The sequence below is a fragment of the Mesorhizobium ciceri WSM4083 genome (genome assembly GCF_000519305.1).
GTDB classification, from domain to species: domain Bacteria; phylum Pseudomonadota; class Alphaproteobacteria; order Rhizobiales; family Rhizobiaceae; genus Mesorhizobium; species Mesorhizobium ciceri_B.
Map to the genome: position 1 here is coordinate 1,281,226 of NZ_KI912610.1, position 26,748 is coordinate 1,307,973.

The 26,748-nt window shown below is 63.6% G+C and carries 30 protein-coding genes; 14 read left to right on the forward strand and 16 right to left on the reverse strand.

Annotated elements, in window-relative coordinates; translation table 11 throughout:
* Nucleotides 1-3: 3 nt before the first annotated feature.
* Genes MESCI2_RS0132185 through MESCI2_RS0132195 form a run of 3 tightly spaced genes read right to left on the reverse strand, consistent with a single transcriptional unit; the run spans nt 4 to nt 3,865 of the window.
* Complete coding sequence (locus tag MESCI2_RS0132185) at nt 4-972, reverse strand: substrate-binding domain-containing protein (protein WP_027040086.1); 969 nt, start codon at nt 970-972, stop codon at nt 4-6.
* Complete coding sequence (locus MESCI2_RS0132190; protein WP_027040087.1) at nt 969-2,285, reverse strand: ABC transporter permease; 1,317 nt, start codon at nt 2,283-2,285, stop codon at nt 969-971. The genes MESCI2_RS0132185 and MESCI2_RS0132190 overlap by 4 nt, the downstream gene beginning before the upstream one ends.
* A complete protein-coding gene (locus MESCI2_RS0132195) occupies nt 2,282-3,865 on the reverse strand; it encodes a sugar ABC transporter ATP-binding protein (protein ID WP_027040088.1) in 1,584 nt (527 codons plus the stop codon). The genes MESCI2_RS0132190 and MESCI2_RS0132195 overlap by 4 nt, the downstream gene beginning before the upstream one ends.
* Nucleotides 3,866-4,085: 220 nt before the next feature.
* On the opposite strand from MESCI2_RS0132195, the gene MESCI2_RS0132200 reads away from it, so the two are divergent.
* Entirely contained in the window at nt 4,086-5,105 is a 1,020-nt protein-coding gene (locus tag MESCI2_RS0132200; protein ID WP_027040089.1) for a LacI family DNA-binding transcriptional regulator, read from the forward strand.
* An 18-nt stretch (nt 5,106-5,123) separates the two neighbouring features.
* Here the strand turns inward: MESCI2_RS0132200 and MESCI2_RS0132205 are convergent, their stop codons facing one another.
* The 3 genes from MESCI2_RS0132205 to MESCI2_RS0132215 all read right to left on the reverse strand — a co-directional run bounded on the left by MESCI2_RS0132205 (nt 5,124) and on the right by MESCI2_RS0132215 (nt 8,539).
* The gene (locus MESCI2_RS0132205) at nt 5,124-6,125 is read right to left on the reverse strand and encodes an LLM class flavin-dependent oxidoreductase (RefSeq protein WP_027040090.1); all 1,002 of its coding nucleotides are present in this window, start codon (nt 6,123-6,125) and stop codon (nt 5,124-5,126) included.
* A 68-nt stretch (nt 6,126-6,193) separates the two neighbouring features.
* On the reverse strand, nt 6,194-7,363 hold the full coding sequence (locus MESCI2_RS0132210) for an AI-2E family transporter (protein WP_027040091.1): 1,170 nt from the start codon (nt 7,361-7,363) through the stop codon (nt 6,194-6,196).
* Nucleotides 7,364-7,477: 114 nt separating this feature from the next.
* Nucleotides 7,478-8,539, reverse strand: coding sequence for an LLM class flavin-dependent oxidoreductase (locus tag MESCI2_RS0132215; RefSeq protein WP_027040092.1), 1,062 nt, complete (start codon nt 8,537-8,539; stop codon nt 7,478-7,480).
* Between the two features lie 277 nt (nt 8,540-8,816).
* Here MESCI2_RS0132215 and MESCI2_RS0132220 point away from each other — a divergent pair, with 277 nt between their 5' ends.
* Complete coding sequence (locus MESCI2_RS0132220; protein WP_023761392.1) at nt 8,817-9,245, forward strand: DUF6481 family protein; 429 nt, start codon at nt 8,817-8,819, stop codon at nt 9,243-9,245.
* Nucleotides 9,246-9,381: 136 nt separating this feature from the next.
* Here MESCI2_RS0132220 and sugE read toward each other — a convergent pair whose 3' ends face one another.
* On the reverse strand, nt 9,382-9,696 hold the full coding sequence (gene sugE, locus MESCI2_RS0132225; RefSeq protein WP_027040093.1) for a quaternary ammonium compound efflux SMR transporter SugE: 315 nt from the start codon (nt 9,694-9,696) through the stop codon (nt 9,382-9,384).
* Nucleotides 9,697-9,900: 204 nt separating this feature from the next.
* On the reverse strand, nt 9,901-10,026 hold the full coding sequence (locus MESCI2_RS1000000139190; RefSeq protein WP_013528464.1) for a hypothetical protein: 126 nt from the start codon (nt 10,024-10,026) through the stop codon (nt 9,901-9,903).
* Between the two features lie 210 nt (nt 10,027-10,236).
* On the opposite strand from MESCI2_RS1000000139190, the gene MESCI2_RS0132235 reads away from it, so the two are divergent.
* The 3 genes from MESCI2_RS0132235 to MESCI2_RS0132245 all read left to right on the forward strand — a co-directional run bounded on the left by MESCI2_RS0132235 (nt 10,237) and on the right by MESCI2_RS0132245 (nt 12,603).
* A complete protein-coding gene (locus tag MESCI2_RS0132235) occupies nt 10,237-11,046 on the forward strand; it encodes a transglutaminase-like domain-containing protein (RefSeq protein ID WP_027040094.1) in 810 nt (269 codons plus the stop codon).
* Nucleotides 11,047-11,171: 125 nt separating this feature from the next.
* On the forward strand, nt 11,172-12,137 hold the full coding sequence (locus MESCI2_RS0132240; RefSeq protein WP_027040095.1) for a cation diffusion facilitator family transporter: 966 nt from the start codon (nt 11,172-11,174) through the stop codon (nt 12,135-12,137).
* A gap of 61 nt (nt 12,138-12,198) precedes the next feature.
* Nucleotides 12,199-12,603, forward strand: coding sequence for a GFA family protein (locus tag MESCI2_RS0132245; protein ID WP_013528467.1), 405 nt, complete (start codon nt 12,199-12,201; stop codon nt 12,601-12,603).
* Nucleotides 12,604-12,623: 20 nt separating this feature from the next.
* On the opposite strand, the gene MESCI2_RS0132250 is transcribed toward MESCI2_RS0132245, so the two are convergent.
* Entirely contained in the window at nt 12,624-13,895 is a 1,272-nt protein-coding gene (locus tag MESCI2_RS0132250; RefSeq protein ID WP_027040096.1) for a DNA recombination protein RmuC, read from the reverse strand.
* Between the two features lie 103 nt (nt 13,896-13,998).
* On the opposite strand from MESCI2_RS0132250, the gene def reads away from it, so the two are divergent.
* From def to truA, 4 genes are read left to right on the forward strand one after another with little or no spacing between them, the layout of a single operon-like run.
* Nucleotides 13,999-14,529, forward strand: a complete 531-nt coding sequence (gene def / locus MESCI2_RS0132255) for a peptide deformylase (RefSeq protein ID WP_027040097.1) — start codon at nt 13,999-14,001, stop codon at nt 14,527-14,529.
* Between the two features lie 5 nt (nt 14,530-14,534).
* Nucleotides 14,535-15,488: a methionyl-tRNA formyltransferase gene (gene fmt, locus MESCI2_RS0132260; protein WP_027040098.1), complete on the forward strand. Its 954-nt coding sequence runs from the start codon at nt 14,535-14,537 to the stop codon at nt 15,486-15,488.
* Nucleotides 15,485-15,991: a GNAT family N-acetyltransferase gene (locus MESCI2_RS0132265; RefSeq protein ID WP_027040099.1), complete on the forward strand. Its 507-nt coding sequence runs from the start codon at nt 15,485-15,487 to the stop codon at nt 15,989-15,991. The genes fmt and MESCI2_RS0132265 overlap by 4 nt, the downstream gene beginning before the upstream one ends.
* A gap of 23 nt (nt 15,992-16,014) precedes the next feature.
* Complete coding sequence (truA, locus tag MESCI2_RS0132270) at nt 16,015-16,785, forward strand: tRNA pseudouridine(38-40) synthase TruA (protein ID WP_027040100.1); 771 nt, start codon at nt 16,015-16,017, stop codon at nt 16,783-16,785.
* On the opposite strand, the gene MESCI2_RS0132275 is transcribed toward truA, so the two are convergent.
* Nucleotides 16,752-17,387 (reverse strand): hypothetical protein, encoded by a 636-nt coding sequence (locus tag MESCI2_RS0132275; protein WP_027040101.1) that lies wholly within the window; start codon nt 17,385-17,387, stop codon nt 16,752-16,754. The two genes, truA and MESCI2_RS0132275, sit on opposite strands and share 34 nt — an antisense overlap.
* Nucleotides 17,388-17,392: 5 nt before the next feature.
* The gene (gene dapE / locus MESCI2_RS0132280) at nt 17,393-18,586 is read right to left on the reverse strand and encodes a succinyl-diaminopimelate desuccinylase (protein WP_027040102.1); all 1,194 of its coding nucleotides are present in this window, start codon (nt 18,584-18,586) and stop codon (nt 17,393-17,395) included.
* A 127-nt stretch (nt 18,587-18,713) separates the two neighbouring features.
* On the opposite strand from dapE, the gene MESCI2_RS0132285 reads away from it, so the two are divergent.
* Entirely contained in the window at nt 18,714-19,754 is a 1,041-nt protein-coding gene (locus MESCI2_RS0132285) for a 2-dehydropantoate 2-reductase (protein ID WP_027040103.1), read from the forward strand.
* On the opposite strand, the gene MESCI2_RS1000000137700 is transcribed toward MESCI2_RS0132285, so the two are convergent.
* From MESCI2_RS1000000137700 to dapD, 4 genes are all read right to left on the reverse strand, one after another.
* A complete protein-coding gene (locus MESCI2_RS1000000137700) occupies nt 19,657-20,430 on the reverse strand; it encodes a hypothetical protein (protein WP_081738955.1) in 774 nt (257 codons plus the stop codon). The genes MESCI2_RS0132285 and MESCI2_RS1000000137700 overlap by 98 nt on opposite strands.
* Nucleotides 20,431-20,443: 13 nt before the next feature.
* Nucleotides 20,444-20,821 (reverse strand): DUF805 domain-containing protein, encoded by a 378-nt coding sequence (locus MESCI2_RS0132300; protein ID WP_023810766.1) that lies wholly within the window; start codon nt 20,819-20,821, stop codon nt 20,444-20,446.
* Nucleotides 20,814-21,176: a DUF805 domain-containing protein gene (locus MESCI2_RS0132305; RefSeq protein WP_013528479.1), complete on the reverse strand. Its 363-nt coding sequence runs from the start codon at nt 21,174-21,176 to the stop codon at nt 20,814-20,816. Before MESCI2_RS0132305 ends, MESCI2_RS0132300 begins: the two co-directional genes overlap by 8 nt.
* 72 nt (nt 21,177-21,248) lie before the next feature.
* Complete coding sequence (dapD, locus tag MESCI2_RS0132310) at nt 21,249-22,103, reverse strand: 2,3,4,5-tetrahydropyridine-2,6-dicarboxylate N-succinyltransferase (RefSeq protein WP_027040105.1); 855 nt, start codon at nt 22,101-22,103, stop codon at nt 21,249-21,251.
* Between the two features lie 228 nt (nt 22,104-22,331).
* Here dapD and MESCI2_RS0132315 point away from each other — a divergent pair, with 228 nt between their 5' ends.
* A complete protein-coding gene (locus tag MESCI2_RS0132315) occupies nt 22,332-23,177 on the forward strand; it encodes an LOG family protein (protein WP_013528481.1) in 846 nt (281 codons plus the stop codon).
* Nucleotides 23,178-23,280: 103 nt separating this feature from the next.
* Here the strand turns inward: MESCI2_RS0132315 and MESCI2_RS0132320 are convergent, their stop codons facing one another.
* A complete protein-coding gene (locus tag MESCI2_RS0132320) occupies nt 23,281-24,006 on the reverse strand; it encodes a pyrimidine 5'-nucleotidase (protein WP_027040106.1) in 726 nt (241 codons plus the stop codon).
* Nucleotides 24,007-24,166: 160 nt separating this feature from the next.
* On the opposite strand from MESCI2_RS0132320, the gene MESCI2_RS0132325 reads away from it, so the two are divergent.
* The 3 genes from MESCI2_RS0132325 to MESCI2_RS0132335 all read left to right on the forward strand — a co-directional run bounded on the left by MESCI2_RS0132325 (nt 24,167) and on the right by MESCI2_RS0132335 (nt 26,735).
* A complete protein-coding gene (locus tag MESCI2_RS0132325) occupies nt 24,167-24,928 on the forward strand; it encodes a GGDEF domain-containing protein (RefSeq protein ID WP_013528483.1) in 762 nt (253 codons plus the stop codon).
* Nucleotides 24,929-25,122: 194 nt separating this feature from the next.
* Complete coding sequence (locus MESCI2_RS1000000137705; protein ID WP_081738956.1) at nt 25,123-25,299, forward strand: hypothetical protein; 177 nt, start codon at nt 25,123-25,125, stop codon at nt 25,297-25,299.
* Nucleotides 25,296-26,735 (forward strand): GMC oxidoreductase, encoded by a 1,440-nt coding sequence (locus MESCI2_RS0132335; protein WP_027040107.1) that lies wholly within the window; start codon nt 25,296-25,298, stop codon nt 26,733-26,735. Before MESCI2_RS1000000137705 ends, MESCI2_RS0132335 begins: the two co-directional genes overlap by 4 nt.
* Nucleotides 26,736-26,748: the final 13 nt, after the last annotated feature.

The window sequence follows — 26,748 nt, forward strand, 5'->3', positions numbered from 1 at the left end:
GGCTCAGAGGCCGTTGTCCTTCAGCACCTGGGCGGCGTTTTCCTTGGTGATCTTCTCGGTCGGCAGAGTGATGGTCTTTTCGACCTTCTCGCCGTTGAGGAACTTGATCGCCTGGCGCAGGCCTTCGGCGCCGGGAGTGACATAGGTGAAGGTCGCCGTCAGCTCGCCCTTGTTGACCATCTGCACGCCTTCATTGGGCAGGCCGTCGATGCCGATGAACTTGATATCCTTTTCGCGGCCGACATCCTTGGCGGCGAGATAGGCGCCATAGGCCATCGGGTCGTTGTGTCCGTAAACGAGATCGATCTTCTCGTTGCTCTTCAGCGCATTGGCCATCAGATTGTAGGCCTGGTCCTGCTTCCAGTCGCCCGATTGCTGGTCGAGCAGATATTTGATGCCCGGTTCCTTGTCTGTGAATTCATGGAAGCCGTCATGGCGGTCATGCGCCGGCTGGGTGCCCATGCCGCCCCAGATCTCGACGACGTTGCCTGCAGCCTTGCCCTTGCCGCCAAGCAGTTCGACGGCATATTCGCCGGCCGCGCGGCCGATCAGCGCGTTGTCGCCGCCGACGAACTGCGTGTAGTCCTTGGTCTCGACATTGCGGTCGAGCACGAAGACCGGGATCTTGGCATCGATCGCCTGCTGCACGACGCCGGTCAGGCCGGCGGATTCCTTCGGCGACACCAGCAGCGCATCGACCTCCTGGCGGATCAGGTTCTCGACATCGGCGACCTGCTTTTCGGTCTTGTCCTCGCCGTCGGTGATGATCAGCTCGACCTCGGGGTGCTTGGCGGCTTCGGCCAGGATGTCCTTGTTGAACTGCGCGCGCCAGGGCTCGATGGTCGTCACCTGGGAGAAGCCGATCTTCCACTTCTTGTCCTGAGCATAAGCGTTGCCAGTGGTCAGCAGCGCGGTGGTGGTCAGCAGTGCCGCGGTCACGGCGGCAAGCTTCAACATGTCACGTCGTTTCATTTTTTGTTTCCTCCGAGATTGAGAGACGGTGTCTCTTGCGACGGCCGCTTTGCCGCGGCCGTTTCGTTGTGCGCCGATTGCCCGCCGGGCAGGCGCAGATAGGCCAGGAGATCACCGGCATTGCGCTCCTGCACGAGCACGGTGCCGATGATGATCATCCCCTTCAGCACCAGCTGAAGGTTCGAATTGATGTTGTGGAGCTGCAGGATGTTGGAGAGCAGACCGAAGATCAGCACGCCGCAGAACGTGCCGATGAGACTGCCGCGCCCGCCCATCAGGCTGGTGCCGCCGATGACGACGGCGGCGATGGCATCGAGCTCCAGCCCGGCGCCCGCATCCGGCTTGCCTTGCCGGTACTGCGCGACATAGAGCACGGCGGCGATGCCGGCGAGCAGCCCGGAGACGGCATAGGTGGCGATCTTGACGCGGCCGGCGGCGATGCCGGAGAGACGCGCCGCCTCCTCATTGCCGCCGATGGCATAGACATAGCGGCCGAACGGCGTGAAGCGCAGCACCGCGCCATAGATCACGATGGCACCGAGGAAGAACAGGCCCGGCATCGGGATGATGCCGAACACCAGCGAGCGCAGTATCTCGAAATCGGCGGTCGCGTTGGAGCCGGTATAGACCGGCAGCACCGCATTGTTCTGGCCGGCGGTCAGCCGTGCGATGCCGAGCGCCGTCACCATCATCGCCAGGGTGACGATGAAGGGCTGCAGCCGTCCGGCAACGATGATGAAGCCGTTGAGCGCGCCGAACAGCAAGCCGACGCATGGCGCTACCAGCAGCACGCCGAGCACGCCGAATTTCGGCTCGATCTGCGGCAGCAGAAACCACAGCGACAGGCAGCACAGGACCACGCCTACGACGGCGGGCGTGACCACCCCGCGAATCCCGTCCAGCTTGATCTCACGGAGGAGGTCGGCGCCGGCACGGGACTTTGCCAGGTTCTGGAAGATGAAACGGGTGACGACGAAACCGAGGCAAAGCGCCACCAGGGCGACGGTCGGCACGCCCAGGACGACGCCGGGCGTCACACCTGGAACCGTCAGCAACATGGCGCAGACCACCGAGCAGATCGCCATCAGCGAGCCGACCGAAAGGTCGATGCCGCCGGTGATGATGACAGCCGTCATGCCGGTGGCGATCAGCCCGGTGGTCGACACCTGGCGCAGCACATCGAGCAGATTGCCGTAGGAGAGGAAAATGTTGTTGCCCTTTGAGCTCATCGGCGAGCCGAGCACGCCGATCAGGAAGATGGCGATCAGGCCCCAATAGAGCTTGGTCCGGGACAGGAGTTTCAGGGCAGTCATGCGGCTGGTCTCGATATGGTCCGGCGCGGGGCGGCGAGACGCATGATGGCCTCCTCGCTGGCCGCATCGCGGGAAAGAATGCCTGTCTGGCGGCCATCGGCCATCACCAGGATGCGGTCGGAGAGGTGCAGCAGCTCCGGCAGTTCGGAGCTGATGACGGCGATGGCGAGGCCGTCGCGCGCCAGCTTGAAGATCAGGTCGTAGATCTCGCGCTTGGCGCCGACATCGATGCCGCGCGTCGGCTCGTCCAGCAGCAGCACCCTCGGCCTGGTCGCCAGCCACTTGCCGATGACGACCTTCTGCTGGTTACCGCCGGACAGCGTGCCGGCAGGCTGGTCGATGTCCCGGCAGCGGATGCCTAGGGCCTTGACCGCCTGCCGCGCCAGCCCCTGCTCGCCGGACAGCGAGCGGATGCCGAAGCGGGCCAGCGAACCGACCAGCGGCAGCGCGACATTGTCCGCGATCGAAGCCTGCAGATGCAGCCCTTGCGTCTTGCGGTCTTCGGTCACCAGCGCAATGCCCAGCCGCCTTGCATCGCGGGGCGAACGGATATCCACGGGCTGGCCGTCGATACGGATTTCGCCGCCGGTGCGGCCATCGCTCGAGCCGAAGATCGCTTCCAGGATCTCGGTGCGGCCCGAACCCAGCAGCCCGCCAATGCCGAGGATTTCTCCAGCGGCAAGATCGAAGCCGACGCCGTCGATCACCGTGCGCCAGCCATGCGCATCGGGCTTAGACAGCGACAGGTTTTCGACCGAAAGCACGGTATTGCCGCTGGTGTTACGCTCTTCCTGGGAGGAAGCGAGCAGGTTGCGGCCGACCATCGCCGAAATGATCGCATCTTCGTCGAGCCTGGCCATCGGCTCGGTCAGCACATGGCGGCCGTCGCGAAACACGGTGACGCGGTTGGCCAGATGCATGACCTCGTCGATGCGGTGCGAGATGTAGACGATGGCGACGCCGCTGTCGGCAAGCTGGCGGATGATGCGGAACAGCCGCTGGCATTCGGCCGGCGACAGCGCCGAGGTCGGCTCGTCCATGATCAGGATCCGCGCCGACATCGACAATGCCTTGGCGATCTCGACCAGTTGCTGCTCGCCGACACGCAGGGCGCCGACGCGGGCCTGCGGATCGAGCTCGATGCCGAGCCGCTGCAGCAAAGCGCCCGCCGCGCGGCTGCTTGCCTTGCGGTCGACGATCAACCCGGCGATCAGCTTCTCGCGGCCAAGGAAGATGTTGTCGGCGACGCTGAGTTCGGGCACCAGGTTGAGTTCCTGATGAATGATGGCAATACCGGCATCCTCGGCGTCGCGCACGCCTGCGAAGCTGACGGGACGGCCATCGACGCTGACCGTGCCGTCATAGCCGGTGTAGACGCCGGAGAGGATCTTCATCAGCGTCGACTTGCCGGCGCCGTTCTCGCCCATCAAGGCATGAACCTCGCCGCGCCGCAGCTCGAAGCCGACATCGACCAGGGCGGCGATGCCGCCGAAGCTCTTGGAGATGCGCTCGGCGCTCAGAACGGTGTCCGACCGATCGGCCGCACCGTGCTCCGGGGAAAGGGAATTGCTCTCTTTCATGACAATGGCGGCCTCCCTTCCGTCGTCGTCAACTTCCCGCAAACGCTAATCTAAACGTTTCGATCATGTCAAGCCGATATAGGGTGCTGCAAGTTTGATGCATTTCGATTCTTGCTTAAAAGGACAGGATTCCGTACGTATTGACCGGCAAGGGTGGCGAAACGTTTCGAAAATGACAGCGTCAAGGCAAAAAAAACACCGGAAATCCACCGCCCCCACAATGCTTCATGTGGCTGAAGCGGCGCGTGTTTCTGTCGCCACCGTTTCGGCGCTGATCAATGGCACGGCGACGGTCAGCCCGGAGCTTAGCCAGCGCATCGAACAGGCGATCCGCGATATCGGCTACAAGCGCAACGCGATCGCCCGCAGCCTGAAGATGGGCACGACCCGCACGATCGGGCTGACCGTGCCGCACATCACCAATCCATTCTTCACCGATGTCGTCTCGGTCATCCAGCAGGCCTTCGATCGGGCCGGCTATGCCGTCATGCTGTGCTGCACGGACGAGGATTTGAACACCCAGGACGATCAGATCAAGCTGCTGCTCGACCGCATGGTCGACGGGCTGATCGTGGCGCGCGTCGGCGACGGCGCGATCCTCAAGCGGATCGTCGACGACGCCAACGTGCCGGTCGTGCTGCTCGATCGTATCTGCAAAGGCGTCGACACCGATGCCGTGGTGCTCGACAACCAGCGCGCGGTGTTCGACGCCATCACCTATCTGATCAATCTTGGCCACCGGCGGATCGGCTACATCACCGGCACGTCGGACATCTCGCCGATGCATGACCGCATGGCGGGATACCGCGAGGCGCTTCACGCCGCTGGCCTGCCGATCGCCGAGGAGCTGATCCGCTTCGGCAATTTCCACGAGATCGACGGCTACAACGCCACTATGCAGATGCTTTCCTCGCATGATAGGCCAAGCGCGATCTTCTCGGCCAACAACCCGATGGTGATCGGCACCATGAAGGCGATCCGCGACATCGGCCTGTCCTGCCCGGAAGACATTTCAGTCGCCTGCTTCGACGATTTCCCCTGGTCCGACGTGTTCCAGCCGCAGCTGACCACGGTCGCCCAGCCGGTGCAGGCGATCGGCGAACAAGCGGCCAATCTGCTTCTCGATCGTCTCGCCGGCAACAGGGACGCGCCGCCGCGCAAACTGGTGCTCAAGGGCCGGCTGATGATCCGCAATTCATGCCGCCCGCTGGGAGCGATTGCGCAGAGCATGAGCGCATAGTTTTTCGCCCAGGCGCTATCAGGCCGCCTGCGACAGGGATTTGTGCGCCTCGGCCAGGATCTCGAACGACCGCACCCGCGCCGCATGATCAAACATCTGCGCGGTGACCATCAGTTCGTCGGCGCCGGTGCGGCGCACGAAGGCGTCGATGCCTTGCCGCACTGTTTCCGGGGAGCCTACGACGGCGCAGGACAGGGCCTGGCCGAGCATTGTCTTTGCCATCGGATCGAGATCGCGGTCATAGTTCTCGACAGGCGGCGGCAGCCGGCCGGCCCGGCCGGTGCGCAGATTGACGAAAGCCTGCTGCAGCGAGGTGAACAACAAACGGGCCTCCGCATCGGTGGGCGCGGCAAAGACGTTGAGGCCAAGCATGACATGCGGCTTGTCGAGCTGCTCGGACGGCTGGAAGCGCGAGCGGTAGACGTCCAGCGCGTGATCCAGCTCCGCCGGCGCGAAATGCGAGGCGAAGGCATAGGGCAGGCCGAGCATGGCGGCGAGCTGCGCGCCGTAGAGGCTGGAGCCGAGGATCCAGACCGGCACGTCCTGGCCTTCGCCGGGCACGGCGCGGATGCGTTGGCCTTCCTCGGCCGGCTGGAAATAGCCCATCAGCTCGACGACATCCTGCGGGAAATTGTCGACGCCAGCTTCAAGATTACGGCGCAGCGCCCGCGCGGTGCCCATGTCGGTGCCGGGCGCCCGGCCGATGCCGAGATCGATGCGGCCCGGATGCAGGGCGGCCAGCGTGCCGAACTGCTCGGCAATCACCAGCGGCGCATGGTTGGGCAGCATGATGCCGCCGGCACCGACACGAATGGTCTTCGTGCCACCGGCGACATGGGCGATGACGACCGCGGTTGCCGCGCTGGCGATCCCCGGCATGTTGTGATGCTCGGCCAGCCAGTAGCGCTTGTAGCCGAGCCGCTCGGCATGGCGGGCAAGATCGAGCGAGTTGGCCAGCGACTGCGAGGCATCGCTGCCTTCGACGATCGGCGACAGGTCGAGAACGGAAAGGTCGGTCATGAACGGTATCCTGTGTCAGGACCGCATGTAGGAAGCGCCCGGCGACGCCGCAAATTCAAAAATATTGATCAACCTTTCGCGGGTTCGGTATCGGCGTCGTCGTCCTCCTCGACGACGGTCGCCTGTTGCGCGGCGAGAAAATTGCCGACGTGGCTCAGCCCATCGAAATGATCGCAGAACACCTTGATGACGACCAGGAGAGGCACCGCCATCAGGGCGCCGACGAAGCCCCACAGCCATGACCAGAAGGCGATGGCGATGAAGATTGCCACGGCGTTGATCTCGAGGCGCCGGCCGACCACCATCGGTGTGACGAACTGGCCTTCGACGATGTCGCACAAGATCACGAAGGCCGGCGCCAGCAGCGCGTAGGCGACCGTGTCGAAGCTGATCAGCGCCATGATCGTGACAAGCACGATGGTGATCAGCGCTCCGACATAGGGCAGGAAGTTGAGCAGGGCGGCAGCAACCCCCCACACCAGCGGATTTGGCATGCCGAGCGCCCACAGACCAAGGGCGATGACCGTGCCGAGGCCGGCATTGATGATGGTGACGGTGAGCAGATAGTGCGAGATTTCGCGCTCGACGTCATAGACGACGCGCAGCGCCCGCTTCTTTTCGCTGAGACGTGCGAAGGACTGGATGATCTTTTCATAGAACATCGTGCCGGACGCGAGCAGGAACAGCGACAGCACGAAGATGATGGTCAGGCTTGTTCCCGCCGACAGGATGTTGCTGGCCGCCGCCGACATCATGCCGGACTGCGCCACCGCTACCTTCTGGATGCCCGGCTCCTGCGAGGTCTCGGTCAGCTGTTCGATCTGGTGCGAAATCTGCATGATCTTTTCGAACGGTCGCCGCAATTGCGCCAGCCTTTCGGCGAGCTGCTGGCCGATCGACGAGGTGTTGTTGATGAGGTCGATGATGGGGCTGCTGAGCAAATAGCCGGCACTGGCAAAGATGCAGACCGACAACAGCACCAGAAGGGTCGCCGAAATCACTTCGGGGATGCCGTGCTTGCGCAGCAGCCGAACGATCGGGGTCAGCGTCAGCGCCAGCAGGAAAGCCAGCATGACCGGCATGAAGAAGGCGCGGGCGAAATAGAGCGCGTAGATGGCCATGAACAGGAAGATGCCGACGAGCAGAGAACGCATCAGATGCGTGTCGGCGCGAGCCGCGACGCGCGAATCCGACTCTTCGGCGACGCCTGCGCGCAAAGCGGCGGGTTCGGCTTTCATCACGGTCCCTCAGCGGCGCACCGCAATTGGTGCGATCCCTCGACGGAAAACGCCGGCATGGCTTCAAGGTTCCGTTAGCCGGCAAGGCCCGCGCCCGCTTGCCTTGCCGTTGGCTCAGGCGACCGGCGCTGCCGGTGCCGGTTCAGCCCTGGCTGTTTCCTTGCGCACGATCGGCGCCACCCTGGTGCCGTAGAGTTCGATCGCCTTCATGATCTTGGCATGCGGCATGGTGCCGATCGCCATCTGCAGCAGGAAGCGGTCATTGCCGAAGATCTTGTGCTGGGCGACGATCTTCTCGGCCACCTGCTCGGGACTGCCGACGAACAAGGCACCGTTCGGGCCGCGCGACTGGTCGAAATGCGCCCGCGATGTCGGCCCCCAGCCGCGCTCGCGGCCGATGCGGTTCATCACTTCCGCCTGCGGGCCGTAGAAGTCGTCAGCCGCCTGCTCCGTCGTTTCGGCGATGAAGCCGTGCACGTTGATGCTGGTGGCAAGGCCCGCCGGATTGCTGCCGGCGCGCTTGGCGGCCTCACGGTAAAGATCGAACAGCGGCGCGAAACGCGCCGGCTCGCCGCCAATGATGGCGAGCGCCAGCGGCAGGCCGAGCGCACCAGCGCGGGCGGCAGACTGTGGCGTGCCGCCAATGGCGATCCAGACCGGTAGCCTGTCCTGGAAGGGCCGGGGATAAACGCCGCGATCGTCGATCGGCGCGCGCAGATTGCCGGACCAGGTGACCTTAACGCTGTCGCGGATGGCAAGCAAAAGGTCGAGCTTTTCGGCGAACAGCTCGTCATAGTCCTCGAGATTGTAGCCGAACAGCGGGAAGGATTCGATGAACGAGCCGCGCCCGGCCATGATCTCGGCGCGGCCGCCAGACAGAAGATCGAGCGTGGCAAATTGCTGGAAAACGCGCACCGGGTCATCGGAAGACAGAACGGTGACGGCACTGGTCAGCTTGATGCGCTTCGAGCGCTCGGCCGCCGCAGCCAGAGCCACGACCGGTGCGGAGGCGGCATAGTCGGGCCGGTGATGCTCGCCGAGGCCGAAGACGTCGAGGCCGACCTGATCGGCCAGCTCGACCTCCTCGATCAGGTTGCGCAGCCGCTCATGCGGGCCGATGGCGCCGGGGCCCGGCTGCGGGCTGACGTCGGCGAAGGTGTAGAGACCGAGTTCCATCTAATGTCATCCTGATGTTGGAATTTGCCGCTAGACGTAGCCATCCGCCAACCTCGCCGCCAGAGGGGCGACGGTGAACAGTGCATGTCGTTTTCGGTTCTATCTCTTCGTCGCAATTCCCAAGGGAAAGCGCTGCATACTTTTCCTGGAATTGCCTCTAAAGGCGTCTCCCGGCTGCAACAGCCGACAATTTCATGGCTGCCATGCCGTTTTGGCGCTTGAACTCTCGGTTTTCGCGCGTATGTAAGCGTCGCGAATTGACTTCAGGGAAGTGGACTTGGCTATCTACAGGGAAAAAGACGTTTTCGAGCGGCGCAATGCCGCAAACGAGGCAAAGAAGGCGCTCCTCGAGCGCTTCAAGGCAAAGCCGGCGGCGGATGATCCCGCAGTGCTGGCGCGGCAGGCTGAACGCAAGGCGATCCTTGCGGCTCGCGAAATCCGCGAGGCCGAAAAGGCCCGGCTGAAGCAGGAGAAGCTGGCACGCGAAGCGGTCGAGAAGGCCGAGCGCGAGGCAGCAGCCGAAGCGGCACGTATCGCCGCCGAGGAAGCTGCGCAGGCTGAGGCCAAGATTCGGGAATCCGAAGAGAACGAGCGCATCGCCCGTTTTCTGGCCGATGAAGCCGAGCGCAAGGCCAAGCGTGACGCGCGTTATGCGGCACGCAAGCAGCGCACCGGCAGAACGCCTCCGGGCTTCTCCGCCCGCTAGCCTTCAGGCTGCGAAGCAATCTGCTTCGAGTATCAGGGTCGCCTCGCAGCGGCCCTGAACGTGTTTGTCCCATGCATGTCGCCCAAAAGTGGTCCCGGTTTTGGGAGGACGACATGCATAGAAACAAGAAGCGCCATCAGGCGGCGAACTTCAGTCCCATGATGCCGCAGACGATGAGCGCGATGCAGGCCAGCCTGATCGCGGTGGCCGGTTCGCCGAGCAGCCAGATGCCGAGCAATGCCGTACCGACTGTGCCGATGCCGGTCCACACCGCATAGGCAGTGCCAACGGGCAGCGCCTTCAACGCCAGGCCGAGCAGAGTGAGGCTGACGACCATCGAGGCAACGGTCAGCACGGTCGGCACCAGCTTCGAGAAGCCATCGGTGTATTTGAGGCCGATTGCCCAGCCGATCTCGAACAGGCCGGCAAGAAAGAGAAGAATCCACGACATCGACAACGCTCCATCAGAGCATCGGACCGAAAAGTGATTTCGGCGCCCGACGATCAGTCAAACAATGGCGGGTCGTCCCGTCCGGATTTGGGGAAGCGCGAGGTCGTCCCCGCCACGCCAATATAGGAATTTCGGGCGCTCGATCAACAGCGGCCGGCAACAGTGTCGCCGGCCGTAATCTTATTGCGAAGTGGGTCGCCGGACCTACTTGTCCTTGAGCTTCATCGCCTTGACCGGCGGCGCCTTCAGCGCGGGAGCCGGAGCGGGCTTCTTGGCGTCCTTCTTCGGCTTGCGGGCTTCCTTGCCTGCCTTCATCGCACCTTTAGCCATGATTCGTTCCTCCTGATGTGGAAGCCAAGTGAAACAAGAGAAACGCCCGACCGCAAGGGGTTAGCGACTGCTGCCGCCGTCAGCGGATCGCTTTCAACCGGTTTCTAATTTGCTCGTAAACCATGGCGGTCCGTGCCATGGTCATTTTCGCACTGCAGCATCGACCCGTGCCTTCGCCGGGTGATCGTCAGGCAGGCCGTCAGGACGACAATGCGAATCCACATCGGCTGCGAGATGAGCTTCGACTTTCCTCAGGAAACGCCGCTCATCGCGATGCTGAATGTCCACTATTCGCGTGCCTCCGATCTCGAGCGGCCGGATTTCCTGATCTCCAATCCGCCGGTGCCTATCGAAAGCTATCGCGACAGTTTCGGCAACTGGTGCAACCGGTTCGTCGCGCCGCCCGGGCGTTTCACCTTCGGCACCGATGCGGTGATCCGCGATCCCGGCACCTTCGAGATGGGCGACCTGATGGCCTGGCAGCACGAGGTGCGCGACCTGCCGGCGGACACGCTGCTGTTTCTGCTGCCCAGCCGTTTTTGCGAAAGCGACCTTCTGGCTGACGAAGCGTGGCGGCTGTTCGGCAACACGCCGCTGGGCATTCCCCGCGTGCAGGCGGTCTGCGACTTCGTCCACAACCACATCGTTTTCAACTACGGCAATGCACGGCCGACACGCACCGCCGCGGAAGCCTATCGCGAACAGAGCGGCGTGTGCCGGGACTACGCGCATCTCGCCGTCACCTTCTGCCGGGCGCTCAACATCCCAACGCGCTATTGCACCGGCTACATCAGCGACATCGGTATGCCGAAGCCATGGGCGAGCATGGATTTCTGCGCCTGGATGGAAGTCTATCTCGGCGGCCGCTGGCACGTCTTCGACCCGCGCAACAATGCACCGCGCATCGGCCGCATCCTGATCGCCTCCGGCCGCGACGCCGCCGACGTGCCGCTGACCCATATATTCGGCCCGGGAACGCTTGCCGGCTTCAAGGTGTGGACCAGCGAGATCGTCGAGTAGCCGCCGTCTTCCATAGGCGATCTCTCTCGGCCGCTGCCTGGACAACCCGACATTCGTGGGGCGTGATGCCTGTGGAGCTTTAGCGGCCTGACCGCTAGACTGCGCCTTGAACGGGGACAAATGCCATGGCCGGGCACGGCGGCTCAAAAAAGGTGATCTACGCGGCGCTCGCCGGCAATCTCGCCATCGCAGTGACCAAGTTCGCCGCCGCCCTCTTCACCGGCAGCTCGGCGATGCTGTCTGAAGGCGTGCATTCACTGGTCGATACCGGCAATGGCGGCCTGCTGCTCTACGGCATGCACCGCGCCGCCCGCCCGGCCGACCGCACGCATCCGCTCGGTCACGGCCGCGAACTCTACTTCTGGAGCTTCATCGTCGCGCTCCTCGTCTTCGCGCTGGGCGCCGGCGTGTCATTCTACGAAGGCGTGGTCCACATCATGGCGCCGGAGCCGGTCGCCAACGCTGAGGTGACCTACATCGTTCTGGGGCTTGCCTTCCTGTTCGAAGGCAGTTCGTGGTGGGTGGCACTGAAGGAGTTCCGCCAGCAGAAGGGCAAGCAGGGCTGGCTGCGGGCGGTGCAGTCGAGCAAGGACCCGAGCGTCTACACCGTGCTGTTCGAGGACAGTGCAGCGCTTCTCGGCCTGATCGTCGCGTTCGCCGGCATCCTGGCAGCGGAAGTTCTGGAGATGCCGGAACTCGACGGCGCCGCCTCTATCGGCATTGGGCTGATCCTGGGGGCGACAGCGATCTTCCTGGCCCGCGAAAGCAAGGGCCTGCTGATCGGTGAGCCGGCATCGCCCGAGGTGCAAATGAAGGTGCTGGCGATCGCCCAGCAGGATCCGGCGGTGCAGCGGGCGAACGGCGTCCTGACCGTCCATATGGGGCCGGCAGAGATCGTCGCCGGCCTGAGCATCGAGTTCGAAGACCATTTGACGGCGCCCGAGATCGAAGCTTGCGTCGAGCGCCTGGAGGCGCAGCTGAAGAAGGAAATGCCGGAGATCACGCGGCTGTTCGTCAAGCCACAGACGACAGGCACCTGGGAGCAGCGGCGCAAGCTGATCGAGACCGCATCCGATCCGGCTCTGGACTAGCGCCGCGCCATTGCCTCACGGCCTTGCCCCGCTAGATTGAAGGGACTTTGGAGGAACGAAGATGAGAATAGACGGCGGCTGTCATTGTGGCGCCATCACTTACGAGGCCGAGGTCGATCCGGAAAAGACCACGATCTGCCACTGCACGGATTGCCAGCAACTGACCGGCACGGCTTTTCGCCTGACGGTTCCGGCGCCGGAAAGCAACTACCGCATCACCAAGGGCACGCCGAAAATCTACATCAAGATCGTGGCGAGCGGCGCCAAGCGCACCCAGGCCTTTTGCGCCGACTGCGGTTCGCATCTTTACGCCACGTCTGTCGGCGATGGCCCCAAGGTCTATGGGATTCGCGTGGGGACCGCGCGGCAGCGCCAGGATTTGATTCCAACACAGCAGAAATGGCACCGCTCGGCGCTGCACTGGCTGCCTGAATTTCAGGGCATGACCACGTTGGAGGAGCAGTAGCGCCGGTCCGGCACCGCGCCTCAATCGTCGCCTTCGACGACCCTCAGCCTGAGCTGCCCGGTTTTCGAATCGGCAACGCGCGCGCCGGAATCGACCTTCGCGGCGGGAGCCCGTGACGCGGCGTCCGGCGCGGCATCGCCGTCGGGCTGCGCGCCGAACTCCAGCGCTTCGATCTTCTGGCCGCGCTTGGTGACCTTCGACGTCGAAACCAGGATGTCGTCGATGTCCTTGGCCGACTGGCCGAAATGCACCTGCAGCTTGCGCACCCGCTCATCGACACGCGCGACATCCTCCATCAGCCGGATGACCTCGCCCTGGATCAGGTGCGCCTGTTCGCGCATGCGGGCATCCTTGAGGATCGCCTGGATGACCTGGATCGACAGCATCAGCAGCGACGGCGAGACGATGACGATTCGGGCGCGGTGCGCCTTGTGGATGATCGCCTCGAAATTCTCGTGAATCTCGGCGAACACCGATTCCGAGGGCACGAACATGAAGGCGGTGTCCTGCGTCTCGCCCTGGATCAGGTATTTTTCCGAGATATCGCGGACATGGATCTCGATGTCGCGGCGGAAGGCCTGCGAGGCGGCCTTCTGCAGGTCGGCGCCGTCGGCGGCGCGGATGGCGTTCCAGGCTTCGAGCGGAAACTTGGCGTCGATGGCCAGCGACGGTGCGCCGTTCGGCATCTTCACCAGGCAGTCAGGACGGCTGCCGTTCGACAGCGTCGCCTGGAATTCATAGGCGCCATGCGGCAGGCCATCGGCAACGATCGCCTCCATGCGCGACTGGCCGAAAGCACCGCGCGTCTGCTTGTTGGAGAGGATCGCCTGCAACTGCACCACCTGGCCGGCGAGCGACTGGATGTTGCCCTGCGCGACATCGATGATGGCCAGCCGCTCCTGCAATTTGGCCAGGCTCTCATGCGTGGATTTGGTCTGCTCGGTCATGGTCTGGCCGAGCCGGCCGGTCATGGCGTCGAGGCGCTGGCCAATCGACTGCGTCAGCTCCGCCTGCCGTGCGCCGAACACTTCGGCGATGGCGCCCATACGACCCTGCATTTCGGCCTGGCTTTGCAGAATGCCGGCCATCCGCACTTCCGCATCGCGGGCATGATCGGCGGCTTCCGCGGCCGCCACGGCGCGCGCCTTCGCCGACCGCCACAGCGCGATGACAAGCGCCACGAACAGGCCAAGAAACAGCAAGGCGCCGAAGGCCAGCGCATGGCCGAGCGTGATGGTTGTGGCGCCAAGCCGGGCGACAGGTTCGGAAAGGATGGTGCTCAAATCATTCATGTGGACAGCATAAACGATTCGCGCTGCCGGCACAGATCAAAACGTGAACGAGCCTCCAGCCTACCGGTTGACGCTTTTCTCTGGAGGTCTTAGGTGGAACGCCATGTCGATCAAGCCGCTCATCATCCTTCCCGACCCCATCCTGCGCCAGGTTTCCAAGCCGGTGGAGCGTGTCGACGCACCTTTGCGCAAATTAGCCGACGACATGCTGGCGACCATGTATGACGCGCCGGGCATCGGGTTGGCGGCAATCCAGATCGGCGAGCCGCTGCGCTTGCTGGTGATCGATCTGGCCAAGGAAGACGAGACGCCGGCGCCGCATGTCTTCATCAACCCGGAAATCCTGGAGAGCGCCGACGCGCGCTCCGTCTACGAGGAAGGCTGCCTGTCGATCCCGGATTATTACGCCGAGGTCGAACGCCCGGCCGCCGTGCGGGTCAAATATCTCGACCGCGACGGCAAGCTGCAGGAACTGGAGGCCGAAGGCCTGATGGCCACCTGCCTGCAGCATGAGATCGACCACCTCAATGGCGTCCTGTTCATCGACCACATCTCGAAGCTGAAGCGCGACATGGTGGTGAAGAAATTCAAGAAGCTCGCCAGGGACAAGGCGCCGGGCAAGCTGGCGGGATAGGGGCCATGCCCCTTCGCGTCATCTTCATGGGCACGCCGGAATTTTCGGTGCCGACTTTGCGCGCGATCGCCGAGGCTGGCCATGAGATATCAGCCGTCTATACTCAGCCGCCGCGCGCCGCAGGACGGCGCGGGCTGGAGCTGACGCCGTCGCCGGTGCAGCGCGAGGCGGAGCGACTGGGCATCGAGGTGCGTACGCCTACTTCGCTCAAGGGCGAGGCCGAACAGGCCGCTTTCCGTGCCTTGCAGGCCGACGTCGCCGTGGTCGTCGCCTATGGCTTGCTGCTGCCGAAGGCGGTTCTAGAGGCGACCCGGCTCGGCTGCATCAACGGCCATGCCTCGCTTCTGCCGCGCTGGCGCGGTGCCGCGCCGATCCAGCGCGCCATCATGGCCGGCGACCTGGAAAGCGGCATGATGGTGATGCGCATGGAAGAGGGGCTGGACACCGGCCCGGTCGGGCTGGTTGAAAAATGCGCCATCGAACCCGATATGACAGCCGGCGATCTGCATGATCGGTTGATGAGTGTCGGTGCTGCCTTGATGGTGGAAGCGCTGGCGCGACTGGAAAGGAATACCCTGACATTCACCACACAAGCTGTGGATGGGGTGACCTACGCCAAGAAAATCGATAAATCCGAGACTCGCGTGGACTGGACTCGCTCAGCAAGTGAGGTCCACAATCATATTCGCGGCCTGTCGCCCTTTCCCGGCGCCTGGTCGGAGATAGGAATTGGCGGCCGCCAGGAGCGGCTGAAACTGCTTCGCTCGACGCTGTCGCAAGGCCTGTCGCCTTGGGAAGGGTTGGGCGAGTCGGGAGGAATTCTCGATGACCGGCTGACGGTCGCCTGCGGGACAGGTGCGATCAGGCTGGTCGAAGTTCAACGGGCGGGCGGAAAGCCCGCTGCCGCGTCGGAATTCCTGCGCGGGGCCAAGATCGAAAAAGGACTGAAATTCTCATGAGCATGATGTCGATACGCGCGGCAACGCCGCGGGATCGCGAGGCCATCCGCCTCGTCGAGGAACACGCTTTCGGCCAGCAGGCGGAGGCCGGTCTGGTCGACGCGCTGGTGACCGGGGGCGACGCGGTTGCAGAACTGGTGGCGGAAGAAGACGGCCAGGTGGTCGGCCATATCCTGTTTTCGCGGCTGTTCGTCCAGAATGGCGGCAAGACCTTCGCCGCCGTGGCGCTCGCGCCGCTGGCGGTGGAGCCCTCGTTCCATGGCAGCGGCATCGGCGGCGCGCTGATCCGCGAGGCGCATATCCGCCTCAAGGATGGTGGTGAGACGCTGGCCGTGGTGCTCGGCGACCCCACCTATTACGGGCGTTTCGGCTATAGCCACACGCGTGCCGAGAACTTCGAAAGCGAGTACCAGGGCGAAGCGCTGCAAGCGCTGGCCTGGGGTGACGCCCCAGAGGCGGGCACGCTGGTCTATGCCTCCGCCTTCACCGCTCTCGCCGCGTAGGCGAGAGCGTATAGCCGCCACGCATGCCGCGTTTTCGCCTCCACATCGAGTATGACGGCAGCCTGTTTGCCGGCTGGCAGCACCAGGCGGATCAGCCTTCGGTGCAGCAGGCGATCGAGCAGGCGATCGAAAACTTCTGCGGCGAAGCGATCCGGCTGCGCGCCGCCGGCCGCACCGATGCCGGCGTGCATGCGACCGCGCAGGTGGCGCATGCCGACCTCGCCAAGGCGTGGCCTGACGACAAGGTGCGCGATGCCATCAATGCCCATCTGCAGGCGGCAGGCGCGCGCATCGCCATCTTGAAAGCGACGGTCGTCTCCGACGACTTCGACGCCCGCTTTTCGGCCACCGGCCGCCACTATCTCTACCGCATCCTCAACCGCCGCGCGCCGGCCGCGCTCGACAAGGGCAAGGTGTGGTGGGTGCCGAAGCGGCTCGATGCTGGCGCCATGCATGAAGCGGCAAAGGTCCTGCTCGGACGGCATGACTTCACCACCTTCCGCTCGACCCAGTGCCAGGCCAACAGCCCGATCAGGACGCTGGAGCGGCTCGATGTGAGCAGGCAAGGCGACCTGATCGAGGTCAGAGCCTCGGCGCGCTCGTTCCTGCACAACCAGGTACGTTCGATGGTTGGCTCGCTCAAGCGCGTCGGCGACGGCGGCTGGACCGCGGCCGACCTGAAAACGGCGCTCGAGGCGCACGACCGCGCCGCCTGCGGCCAGGTGGCGCCGCCCGACGGGCTGTTTCTCACCGGTGTCGATTATCCAGTCGAGACGAGCCCGGAAAGGCTCTGAACTCCGACATCGTCCGGCACCGTGATGCCGAGCAGCGTCTGCAGGCCGAACAGCACCAGCAGCGACGCGATGAACATGCCGACGAAAACGGCGGAGCCTACCGCTGCGCCCTTGCCTATGGTGGCATTTGTCATGCGCCAGGTCAGCACCATAGAAAGGGCAAACAGGAACAGCGACACAAGGCTCGAAACCTGGCTTGCGGACGACAGGAAAAGCCGGATCAGCGCCGAGGGCAGCATCAGCCAGGCGGTGATGGCCGAAGCCCAGTTGCTGGCAACGACGTAGTGGACGAAGCGGCCGCCTATGCCGGCGCGCGGCGCGATGAAAGCGAGCGCGACCAGCGGCAGCACCCAGGAGCCGATGTCGACCGTCGCCAGGCGCACCAGCATGCCGAAGCGCCCCGCGAAGGCGTCGGGATCGCCGATTTCGTTGGCGATGCCGACCCAGCCGACGATCAGCGCCGGTGCTGCAACGACAATGGCGAAGAAGGAATCCCAGAAGCCGTCGGCCGACAGGTCGAGCAGGCGCAGGCCGTCGGCCTTGCCGAGCATCAATCGCCAGGCGCCCGTCAGCGAAGCTTGGGTTTCGTCCGCCGAAAGCATGCTGTTCAGTCCTGTCCGAACCAGTCTTCTATGAAGCGCTGGTAGATTTGCGTCAGCGTCTCGAGGTCGGCAATGGCGACGCGTTCGTCGACCATGTGCATGGTCTTGCCGACCAGCCCGAACTCGACCACCGGGCAATAGTCCTTGATGAAACGCGCGTCGGACGTTCCACCGGAGGTCGACAGCGTCGGCTCCTTGCCGACCGCCGACTTGATCGAGCCGCGCAGCGTGTCGATCAGCCTGTCGTCACGTGTCAGGAAGACATGGCTTGGCCGGTCGCGCCAGACGAGCTCGTAGCCGACCGGCGTCTTCTTGCCCTGCCGGTACTTCTTGCGCCTGGCTGCCTGGTCGAGCCGGTTGTGGATTTCGGCCTGCAAGGTCTCGTCCGTCCAGGTGTCGTTGAAGCGGATGTTGAAGGTCGCGGTCGCTTTGGCCGCAATGACATTGGTGGCCGGGTTGCCGACATCGATGGAGGTGATCTCCAGATTGGTCGGCTGGAAATCCCTGGTTCCCTTGTCGAAAACCGGATGCAGCAAGGCATCGACCAGGCTCATCAGCCCGCGCACCGGATTGTCGGCAAGCAAGGGATAGGCGACATGGCCCTGGCGGCCATTGACGGTGACGGCGCCGGACATCGAACCGCGGCGGCCGATCTTGATCATGTCGCCCAGCGCATCCGGATTGGTCGGTTCGCCGACGACAGATGCATCCCATTTCTCGCCCCGCGAAGCCGCCCATTCGAGCAGCTTGACCGTGCCGTTGATGGCCGGGCCTTCCTCGTCGCCGGTGATCAGCAGCGAGACCGACCCTTTCGGACCGCCATTGGCCTCGACATGGCGCGCCACGGCGGCGATGAAACAGGCAATGCCGCCCTTCATGTCGACGGCGCCGCGGCCATACATCTCGCCATTGGCGATCTCGGCGGCAAAAGGCGGGTGCGTCCAGGCGGCTTCGTCGCCGACAGGCACCACGTCGGTGTGGCCGGCGAACATCAGATGCGGGCCGTTGCCGGAACGCCTTGCATAGAGGTTTTCAATATCGGGCGTGCCGTCTTCGGAAAACACCGGCCGATCGACCAGGAAGCCGAGCGGTTTGAGCATCGTCTCCAGCGCGGTCAGCGCACCGCCCTCAGCGGGCGTCACCGAAGCGCAACGGATAAGGGCGGCGAGGTTTTCGGCGGGATCGGTCGGCAGCGTCATGGCAAAAGCGATAGTCGAAAGCGCAGGGCCTGTCACGGCCAGACATAGGGGCCAGCCTCATGGCTGGCGATACCGCCGATATTATGGTTTTCATGTCGTATAGTTGCGACCCGGCGCGGGCGACAGGATGGCAGACAAGGACAAACGGATCGTCATAGCCGGTGCCGGCAGCATCGGCTGCTATGCCGGCGGCTGCCTGGCGCTGGCCGGCCGAGAGGTCATTCTGCTGGCTCGGCCGCGCATCGAGGCAGCATTGCGGCAGGACGGATTGCGGGTCAGCGACCTCCAGGGCCGCGATCGCTCGATCAAGCCCGAGGCGCTTTCCGCCACCGCCGATCCTGCCGCCGCTTTGCCGCTGGCGGACGTGATCCTGGTGACGGTCAAGAGCGGCGCCACCCAGGATATGGCGGATCTTATCAAAGCCCATGCCCGCCCCGACGCCGTGGTGGTCAGCCTGCAGAACGGCATCGACAATGCCGACAGGCTGCGTGCCGGACTTGGCCAGCGAACAGTGCTGGCCGGCATGGTGCCGTTCAATGTGGTGCAGTCGCCGGACGGCGAGCTGCCGCTGCGCGTGCACCGCGCCAGCGACGGCACGGTAATGGTCGAGGACGGCACCGCCGGCCTGGTCGGCCTGCTTGGCGTCGAAGGGTTTGCGGTCGAAGCCCATGGCGACATGAAAGCAGTGCTGTGGGGCAAGCTTCTGATGAATTTGAACAACGCGCTGGTGGCGCTTTCCGGCCTGCCGCTGGCAACCGAACTGGCCGACCGGCGCTGGCGGCTGATCCTGGCCAGCCAGATCGACGAGGCCCTGAGAGCGATGAGAGCGTCCGGCATCGAGCCGGCGCGGATCGCCGGTCTGCGGCCGGCGCTGCTGCCGAAAGTGCTCAGGCTGCCGGACTGGCTGTTCAAGCTGCTGGCACGGCGCATGCTGGCGATCGACCCGCAGGCGCGCTCGTCGATGTGGGACGATCTGCAGCGCGGCCGGCGGACGGAGATCGATGACTTGCAGGGCGCCATCCTGCGGCTGGCGGAAAAAGCCGGCACGCCCGTGCCGACGGTCCAGCGGATCACCGCCTTGGTGCGCGCGGCGGAAGCGGAGCGGCTTGGCTCGCCGGGCCTGGCGCCGGAGCAGATTGTTGCACCGGCCGGCCGTCGATCAACGTGATCTTCTGCCAGATTTTCCGCGACAGGTTGGATGCCAGGTTCTCGATGTCGTTGACGCCGTCGATGACCACGTCGTCATTGACCGACTGTGCGAACAATGCGGCGATCTTGCCCGTGATCGACAGCATTTCGGAGCAATAGTCGAGGTAACGGGCCAGGTCGGCGGCATTGGTGATGCGGGCCGGCGAGTGCGCCGTCGGCTTGAAATCGGCCGAAAGGGCTGCCGGATCCTTGGTCAGCTGGTGCATGTCGATGACATGGATCAGCGAACGCAGGCCGTGCAGCTGGCGAAACACTCTTTTGCGCTTGATGCGCTCCTCGGTGCGGATCAGAGCAAGCAAGCCCAACACAGCGAGTATGACGGTGTTGATCGAGGCCTCTATGCCTTGCACCGACTGCAGGGCGTCGTGGGTTCCCGAAATGCGGTCGATCGGCAAGATAGTACCGACGAACAGGAACACCAGCACACCGGCGACAAAGGCGGCGACAATGAGCCCGCGCAGCCACCAGATCGGTGCTTCGAGCACCTTGGCCGCCTTGGCCAGGTCGCGCGACAGCGAGACCAGTTCGGCGGCGACGCCACGCAATCCCGCTTCGGGGAAACGGTCGGCGACCCGCTCTTCCAGCCGCTCGGCGGTTTCGACGATCAGTTTCGGATCAAGCGTGCGGTAGCGCATGTCCGATCGACCCTCAGGATTGTTCCGGCTCGTTGGTGCGCCGGCCATAGCGGTTGGGTCCAGGCTGCCCTGGAAACAGGCACAACACAAGGAAGGCGACGATCGAGACCACCGGCACGAACAGGATCAGCGCGGCAATGCCCGGCTTGTCCAAGTCGTGCAGCCGCTTCACCGCCAGCGCGATGTTCGACCACAGCGAGGCGATGAAGGCGACGAAGAAGATGAACGACCACATGTTGCTCTCGGCCGAACCTTCCGGCACCAGCGTGAAGCGGTAGAGCGGGAAGGCCTGGATGATGGCGACGAGCAACCCGCCAAGAAAATAGGCCGCGCGACTGACGCGGCCCGAGGTTTTGAAGAAAAGCCAGGTGAGATCTGATCTGTCAGGCAAGCGGGTCCGGTCCATATTGATTGGCGCCCCTGGCGCCTTCGAGAATGCCGCATTCCACCAGAAACCAGATCGGGCCGATGAGCGGCACCAGCATGATCAGGCTCCACCAGCCCGACTTGCCGCGATCATGCCAGCGCTTGGCGTAGACTGCGAGTGCGAAATAGATCGAGGCCAGAGCGATGAGAATGCCGATGATGCCGATCTGGGCGCCACTGGCGGTGGTGATGCGTGTACCAAGGATCGCATCGAGAATGAAGGCAACGATGCCAATGACGATGAAAACGCCGATCGCGGCCCAGAACTTGCCCCGATTGATGCGACCATCAAAGCTTGTGAGCAGATACTTCCAGTCCATGTCACCCCTCCATCTTGAACCAGCGCGACCGATTGTCGCGCCGGCGGAAGGTGCGCTCGCTTCGCGCAAAGATCAATCGCGCAGCAATTCGTTGATCGAGGTCTTGGAGCGGGTCTTGGCGTCGACACGCTTGACGATGACGGCGCAGTAGAGGCTCGGACCCGGTTCGCCGTTCGGAAAGGGCTTGCCCGGCATCGTTCCGGCGACGACGACGGAATTCGGCGGCACTTCGCCATAGAAAATCTCGCCGGTGGCGCGGTCGACGATCTTGGTCGACTGGCCAATGAAGACGCCCATGCCGAGCACCGAGCCTTCGCGCACGATGCAGCCCTCGACCACTTCCGAGCGCGCGCCGATGAAGCAATTGTCCTCGATGATGGTCGGGCCGGCCTGCATCGGCTCCAGCACGCCGCCGATGCCGACGCCGCCGGAAAGATGCACGTTCTTGCCGATCTGGGCACAGGACCCTACCCCGACCCAGGTGTCGATCATGGTGCCTGTATCGACATAGGCGCCGACATTGACGAAGGATGGCATCAGCACGGCGCCCGGCGCGATATAGGCCGAGCGACGCACGATCGACCCCGGCACGGCGCGAAAGCCCGACTTTTCGAAATCGACAGCGCCCCAGCCATCGAACTTCGACGGCACCTTGTCCCACCACATCGCTTCGCCGGGACCACCCTTGATGATCTCCATCGGGTTGAGCCGGAAGGACAACAGCACGGCCTTCTTCAGCCACTGGTTGACATGCCACTTGCCGTCGGCCTGCCGCTCGGCGACGCGGACGGCGCCGCGGTCGAGCAGGTCAAGCGCCGACTGGATGGCGTCGCGCGTTTCGCCGCGCGTCGCAGCCGAAATCGCGTCGCGTTCCTCGAAGGCCTTCTCGATGGTCTTTTCGAGGCTCGCCAGATCGGGCTTCGACATGAATTCGCTCCATTACCAAGCTGTTAAGGGGCTGCGCCTTAACCTGTTTTGAAAGTCGCGCGGACCCCTGGCAGGCTTTGCCTGCCTGGGTCTTTGCATGTAGCAGGTTCTTGTCGCAAAACCGCCGGACACTTTTGCGGAACCTGCTTATGTTAAGGCTCAATGGGGGTCAATCGCGGCTGCGCCACGGGACGGCGCAAGTGAAGAATTTGGACGGGTAAGACAATTATGACTCCTATGGAAAAGGCGGGGTGGACCCCGCTGCCGCATTCGGACGAGGATCTGGAGCGGTCGAAGAGCGTGCCGGACACGCCGCAGACGCGTGCCGAAACCTACCGGCTCGCCTGGAACGATCCCGACTTCATGACGCGGCGCGAGTTGCGCGCGGTCCGGCTGCAGCTCGAACTCCTGAAACCGGAAATGATCCTGGCCGAACGCGGCATCCGTTCGACGGTGATCCTGTTCGGCGGCGCGCGCCTGCCGGAACCCGGCGGCGAGGCGTGGGCGGCCAAGAACGAGACGCAGAAGAAGAACCTCGAGGAGAACAGCAAATACTACGAGGAAGCGCGCAAATTCGCCCGCCTCTGCTCGCAGCAGTCGGCTACGTCCTATTACCGCGAATACGTCGTGGTGACCGGCGGCGGGCCCGGCGTGATGGAAGCGGGAAACCGCGGCGCCGACGATGTCGGCGCGCCGTCGATCGGCCTCAACATCGTCCTGCCGCACGAGCAGGCGCCGAACATCTATGTGACGCCGGAGCTCTGCTTCAACTTCCATTATTTCGCTATCCGCAAGATGCATTTCGTCATGCGCGCCAAGGCGGTCGCGGTGTTTCCGGGCGGCTTCGGCACGATGGACGAATTCTTCGAGACGCTGACCCTGATCCAGACAGGGCGCATGGAGCGCGTACCGGTGATCCTGTTCGGCAAATCCTTCTGGAAGCGGGCGATCGATCTCGATTTCCTCGCCGAGCAAGGCACGATCAGCCCCGGCGACCAGGACATCATCGACTTCGTCGACACCGCGGATGAGGCGTGGGGGATTATCAGCCGGTTCTACAAGTTAGGGGAGTAGGGGAGTAGGGAATTGAAGAACTGACGAATTGAAGAACTGGGGAATTGTCCGTAGAGACCGTCCTTCATTCTTCAATTCTTTAATTCTTTAATTCTTCATTTCTTCAATTCTTCAATTCCCCTCTTCCTTCCCCCTCCACAATCGCCGTCAGAAACCCCGCCAGATCGTCGGTGACGAAATCGACATCATCCTCATTGGCCGGGTCGCGCTCCCAGATCTCGGAAAAGGTCGGCTCGAAATTGCGCGGCACGATAAGCACCGTGGTCATGCCGAGCGACTTCGGCACCGAAAGGTTACGGGCAAGGTCTTCGAACATCACCGCATTGTGGCCGGTGACGGCGTGGAGTTCGGCGAACTTCTCGTAGGTCTGGCGCGCCGGCTTGGGATTGAGCCCCGCAGCGACGATGTCGAAGATGTCGTCGAAATGGTCGAGGATGCCGAGTTGGCGCGCGGTGCGCTCGGCGTGCCTGCGGTCGCCATTGGTGAAGATGAACTTGCGGCCCGGAAGCTGGCGGATGGCGGTGCCTAGAACCGGATCGGGCACCAGCCATGAATAGTCTATGTCGTGGACCTTCTCGAGGAAATCGTCGGGGTCGATGCCGTGGCGTGTCATCAGGCCGTTCAGCGTCGTGCCATATTCGCGGTAGAGCTCCTTCTGCAACTTGCGCGCATCTTCGCGCGGCAATGCCAGCAGTTCGCCGACATAGGCGGTCATCTTGACGTCGATCTGCGAGAACAGATTCGAATGATGCGGATAGAGTGTGTTGTCGAGATCGAAGACCCAGTCGGTGACATGGGCGAAGCGGGCGGGGTCAGGGAGCGTGGTCATGGGCTCCTTATGGCATGAAACGCGCATTCCGAAAGCGACTTTATCCACAACTTCTGCTCGTTGAGGTTGCGTAAATCGCCTCACGATTCAAATTTTAGGCATCTGGGAAAGGTGGCCTTCAGGGCTTGCTGGCAGAGAGGCAGTCTTGTGGGAGCAAGCGATGAACAGCATAATTCTGAGATCCGCCGCCGTTGCTTTCGCCTCAGTCGCGGCCTCTCTCCTGCTGACCCTGATCATCGTTCCGGCCATGGGATTTCCGGTCAACCGCACGATCTGGCTGACCTCCACCCTCTGTCCGCTGGTGCTGGCGTGGGCCGCCAGCGCAAGCACTTTCTGGCAAAGCGACAGGCTGAAAAACGCGCATCGCGACCTCGCCCGCGCTCATGCCCAGCTCGCCGCCGCGCATCGCCGCCTGGCGGAAAAGGCGAGCCGCGACGACATGACCGGCATGCTCAACCGGGAAAGCTTCTTTGCCGCGCTCGACGGTTCGCGCCGCAAGTCCGATCGCGGCGCGCTGCTGATCATCGATGCCGATCACTTCAAGACCATCAATGACAATTTTGGCCATCTGACAGGTGATGACGCGCTGCTTTTGATCGCCAGCGCGATCCAGCGCGGCGTGCGCAGCGGCGATGTGCTCGGCCGCATCGGCGGCGAGGAGTTCGGCGCCTTTCTGGTTGGCGCCACCGAGCAGGAGGCCAAGCGCGTCGCCGAGCGCATTCGCCGCGAAGTGGAGTTGATCCGCTTCCGGCCCGTCGACGAGCGGACCATTCCGCTCACGGTCAGCATCGGCGGTACTGTCTGCGGCGAGGAAGCCAGTGTGTCGGAGCTGATGCGCGCCGCCGACCGGCGCCTCTACCAGGCCAAGCACCAGGGCCGCAACCTGACGATCATCGATACCGGCATTTCCGAGGCGGCGTGATCCGATCTGCCGCAACCGGCCTGTTAAGAAAACTCTAACCCTGTTTGCACTCGGTTGTACCGCTTAGCCGGGTTTTCACTGCTTTGCGGCCAGACTTGGCACGATACTGGCTTCCACGGTGATGCATGTGTCGTTCCGGGAATTGCCTTTCTGGGAACGCCATGCAGTGCCGAAGCCCAGCCGAGAGACCAGCCATGAGTTTCATCATCAAAAGAATGTCACGCCGCGCGCTCGTGCAGGCGTTGATCGCATTGCCTGCCCTGTCTTTGTTCCGCAAGCTGCCTGATGCCGATGCCGCCGGTCCAAAGCCCGACCCGAACGAGATCGTCGAGGTCAATGGCTGGATCCTGAAGCGGAGCGACCTGGCATGATCTTCGACAGCTACCAGGCGTATCGCGCCGCGAACTTCACCCCAAAAGTCTGCATCCTCGGCTCCGGCCCGGCCGGCACGACGATTGCGCGCAAGCTTGGTGCGGCCGGCATTCCGGTGGTGGTGATGGAGGCCGGTCCGCGCGAATTCAGCGACGAGTCGCAGGACTTTTACCGGGGCAGCACGGTCGGCGATTTCTATTTCGATCTCGACATAACCCGGCTGCGGTTCATGGGCGGCAGTTCCAACCACTGGGCCGGCTGGTGCCGCGTGCTCGATAGCCAGGATTTCGAGCCGAAAGCCTGGGTACCCGATACGGGCTGGCCGATCCGCCGCACCGACATCGAACCCTATCTGCCGGAAGTGCGCGATATTCTCGACCTTCCGGCCCTCCGGCCCGATATGCCGATCTCGGACGATATTCGCTGGGTGCAGTTGATCAAGAGCCCGGCCGTGCGCTTCGCGGAGAAATTCGGCGACGAACTCGACAAGGCCAAGAACATCGCGGTGGTGCTCAACACATGCGTCACTGAACTTACCGGCGACGGCAAACGCGTGACGGGCGCCAGACTGTGGTCGAACGGGCAGGATGCCGGCTCCTTCAGTGCCGACTATTTCATCGTCTGCACCGGCGGGCTGGAGAATTCGCGGCTGCTTCTGTGGTCGAACCAGCGCTCGAACGGCGGCGTCGTGCCGAATGCGACGGCGCTTGGCCGCTACTGGATGGAGCATCCGACCTTCGAGGGAGGCAACGCGATCCTGGCCGACTATAACGCGTTCGAGGTCGACGCCGTCAATGAGGCCTTCTTCTCGCCGACACTTGCCGCCATGGAGCGGCTGCAGATCATGAATTTCGGCATCCGGCTGATCGAGACGCCGTATCCCGGCGTCAAGAGCCTTATCGCCGATCTCGCCTGCACGGCACCCGACATGGCCGAGTGGATGTCCTCCAAGCTCAGCCAGAGACTGCGTTGCGCTGCCCAGCTCTACGTCGCATGGGAACAGGCGCCGCTGGCCTCCAATCAGATCGAGCTGTCGAAGACCGATGTCGACCATGCCGGCGTGCCGCGCATCGAACTGCACTGGAAGAAATCCGAACTGGAACATCGCACCCTTCTCGAAGGGCTCAGACTGTTCGGCACGACGCTGATCGAGAAGAACCTCGGCCGCGTGCGCATTGCCGACTGGATCAGCAATGGTCAGGATTATCCGACCAACGACGAGACGGCGGGCCATCACCATATGGGCGGCACGCGCATGGGCACCGACGTCACCAAAAGTGTTGTCGACGCCAACTGCAAGGTGCACGGCATGGACAATCTCTATGTCGGCGGCTCCTCGGTGTTCTGCACGTCGGGTCAATGCAACCCGACGACGACGATCACCGCGCTGGCCTGCCGGCTGGGCGAGCATCTGAGCAAGGTGGTCACCGCCTGACGGCTGCAGGGCA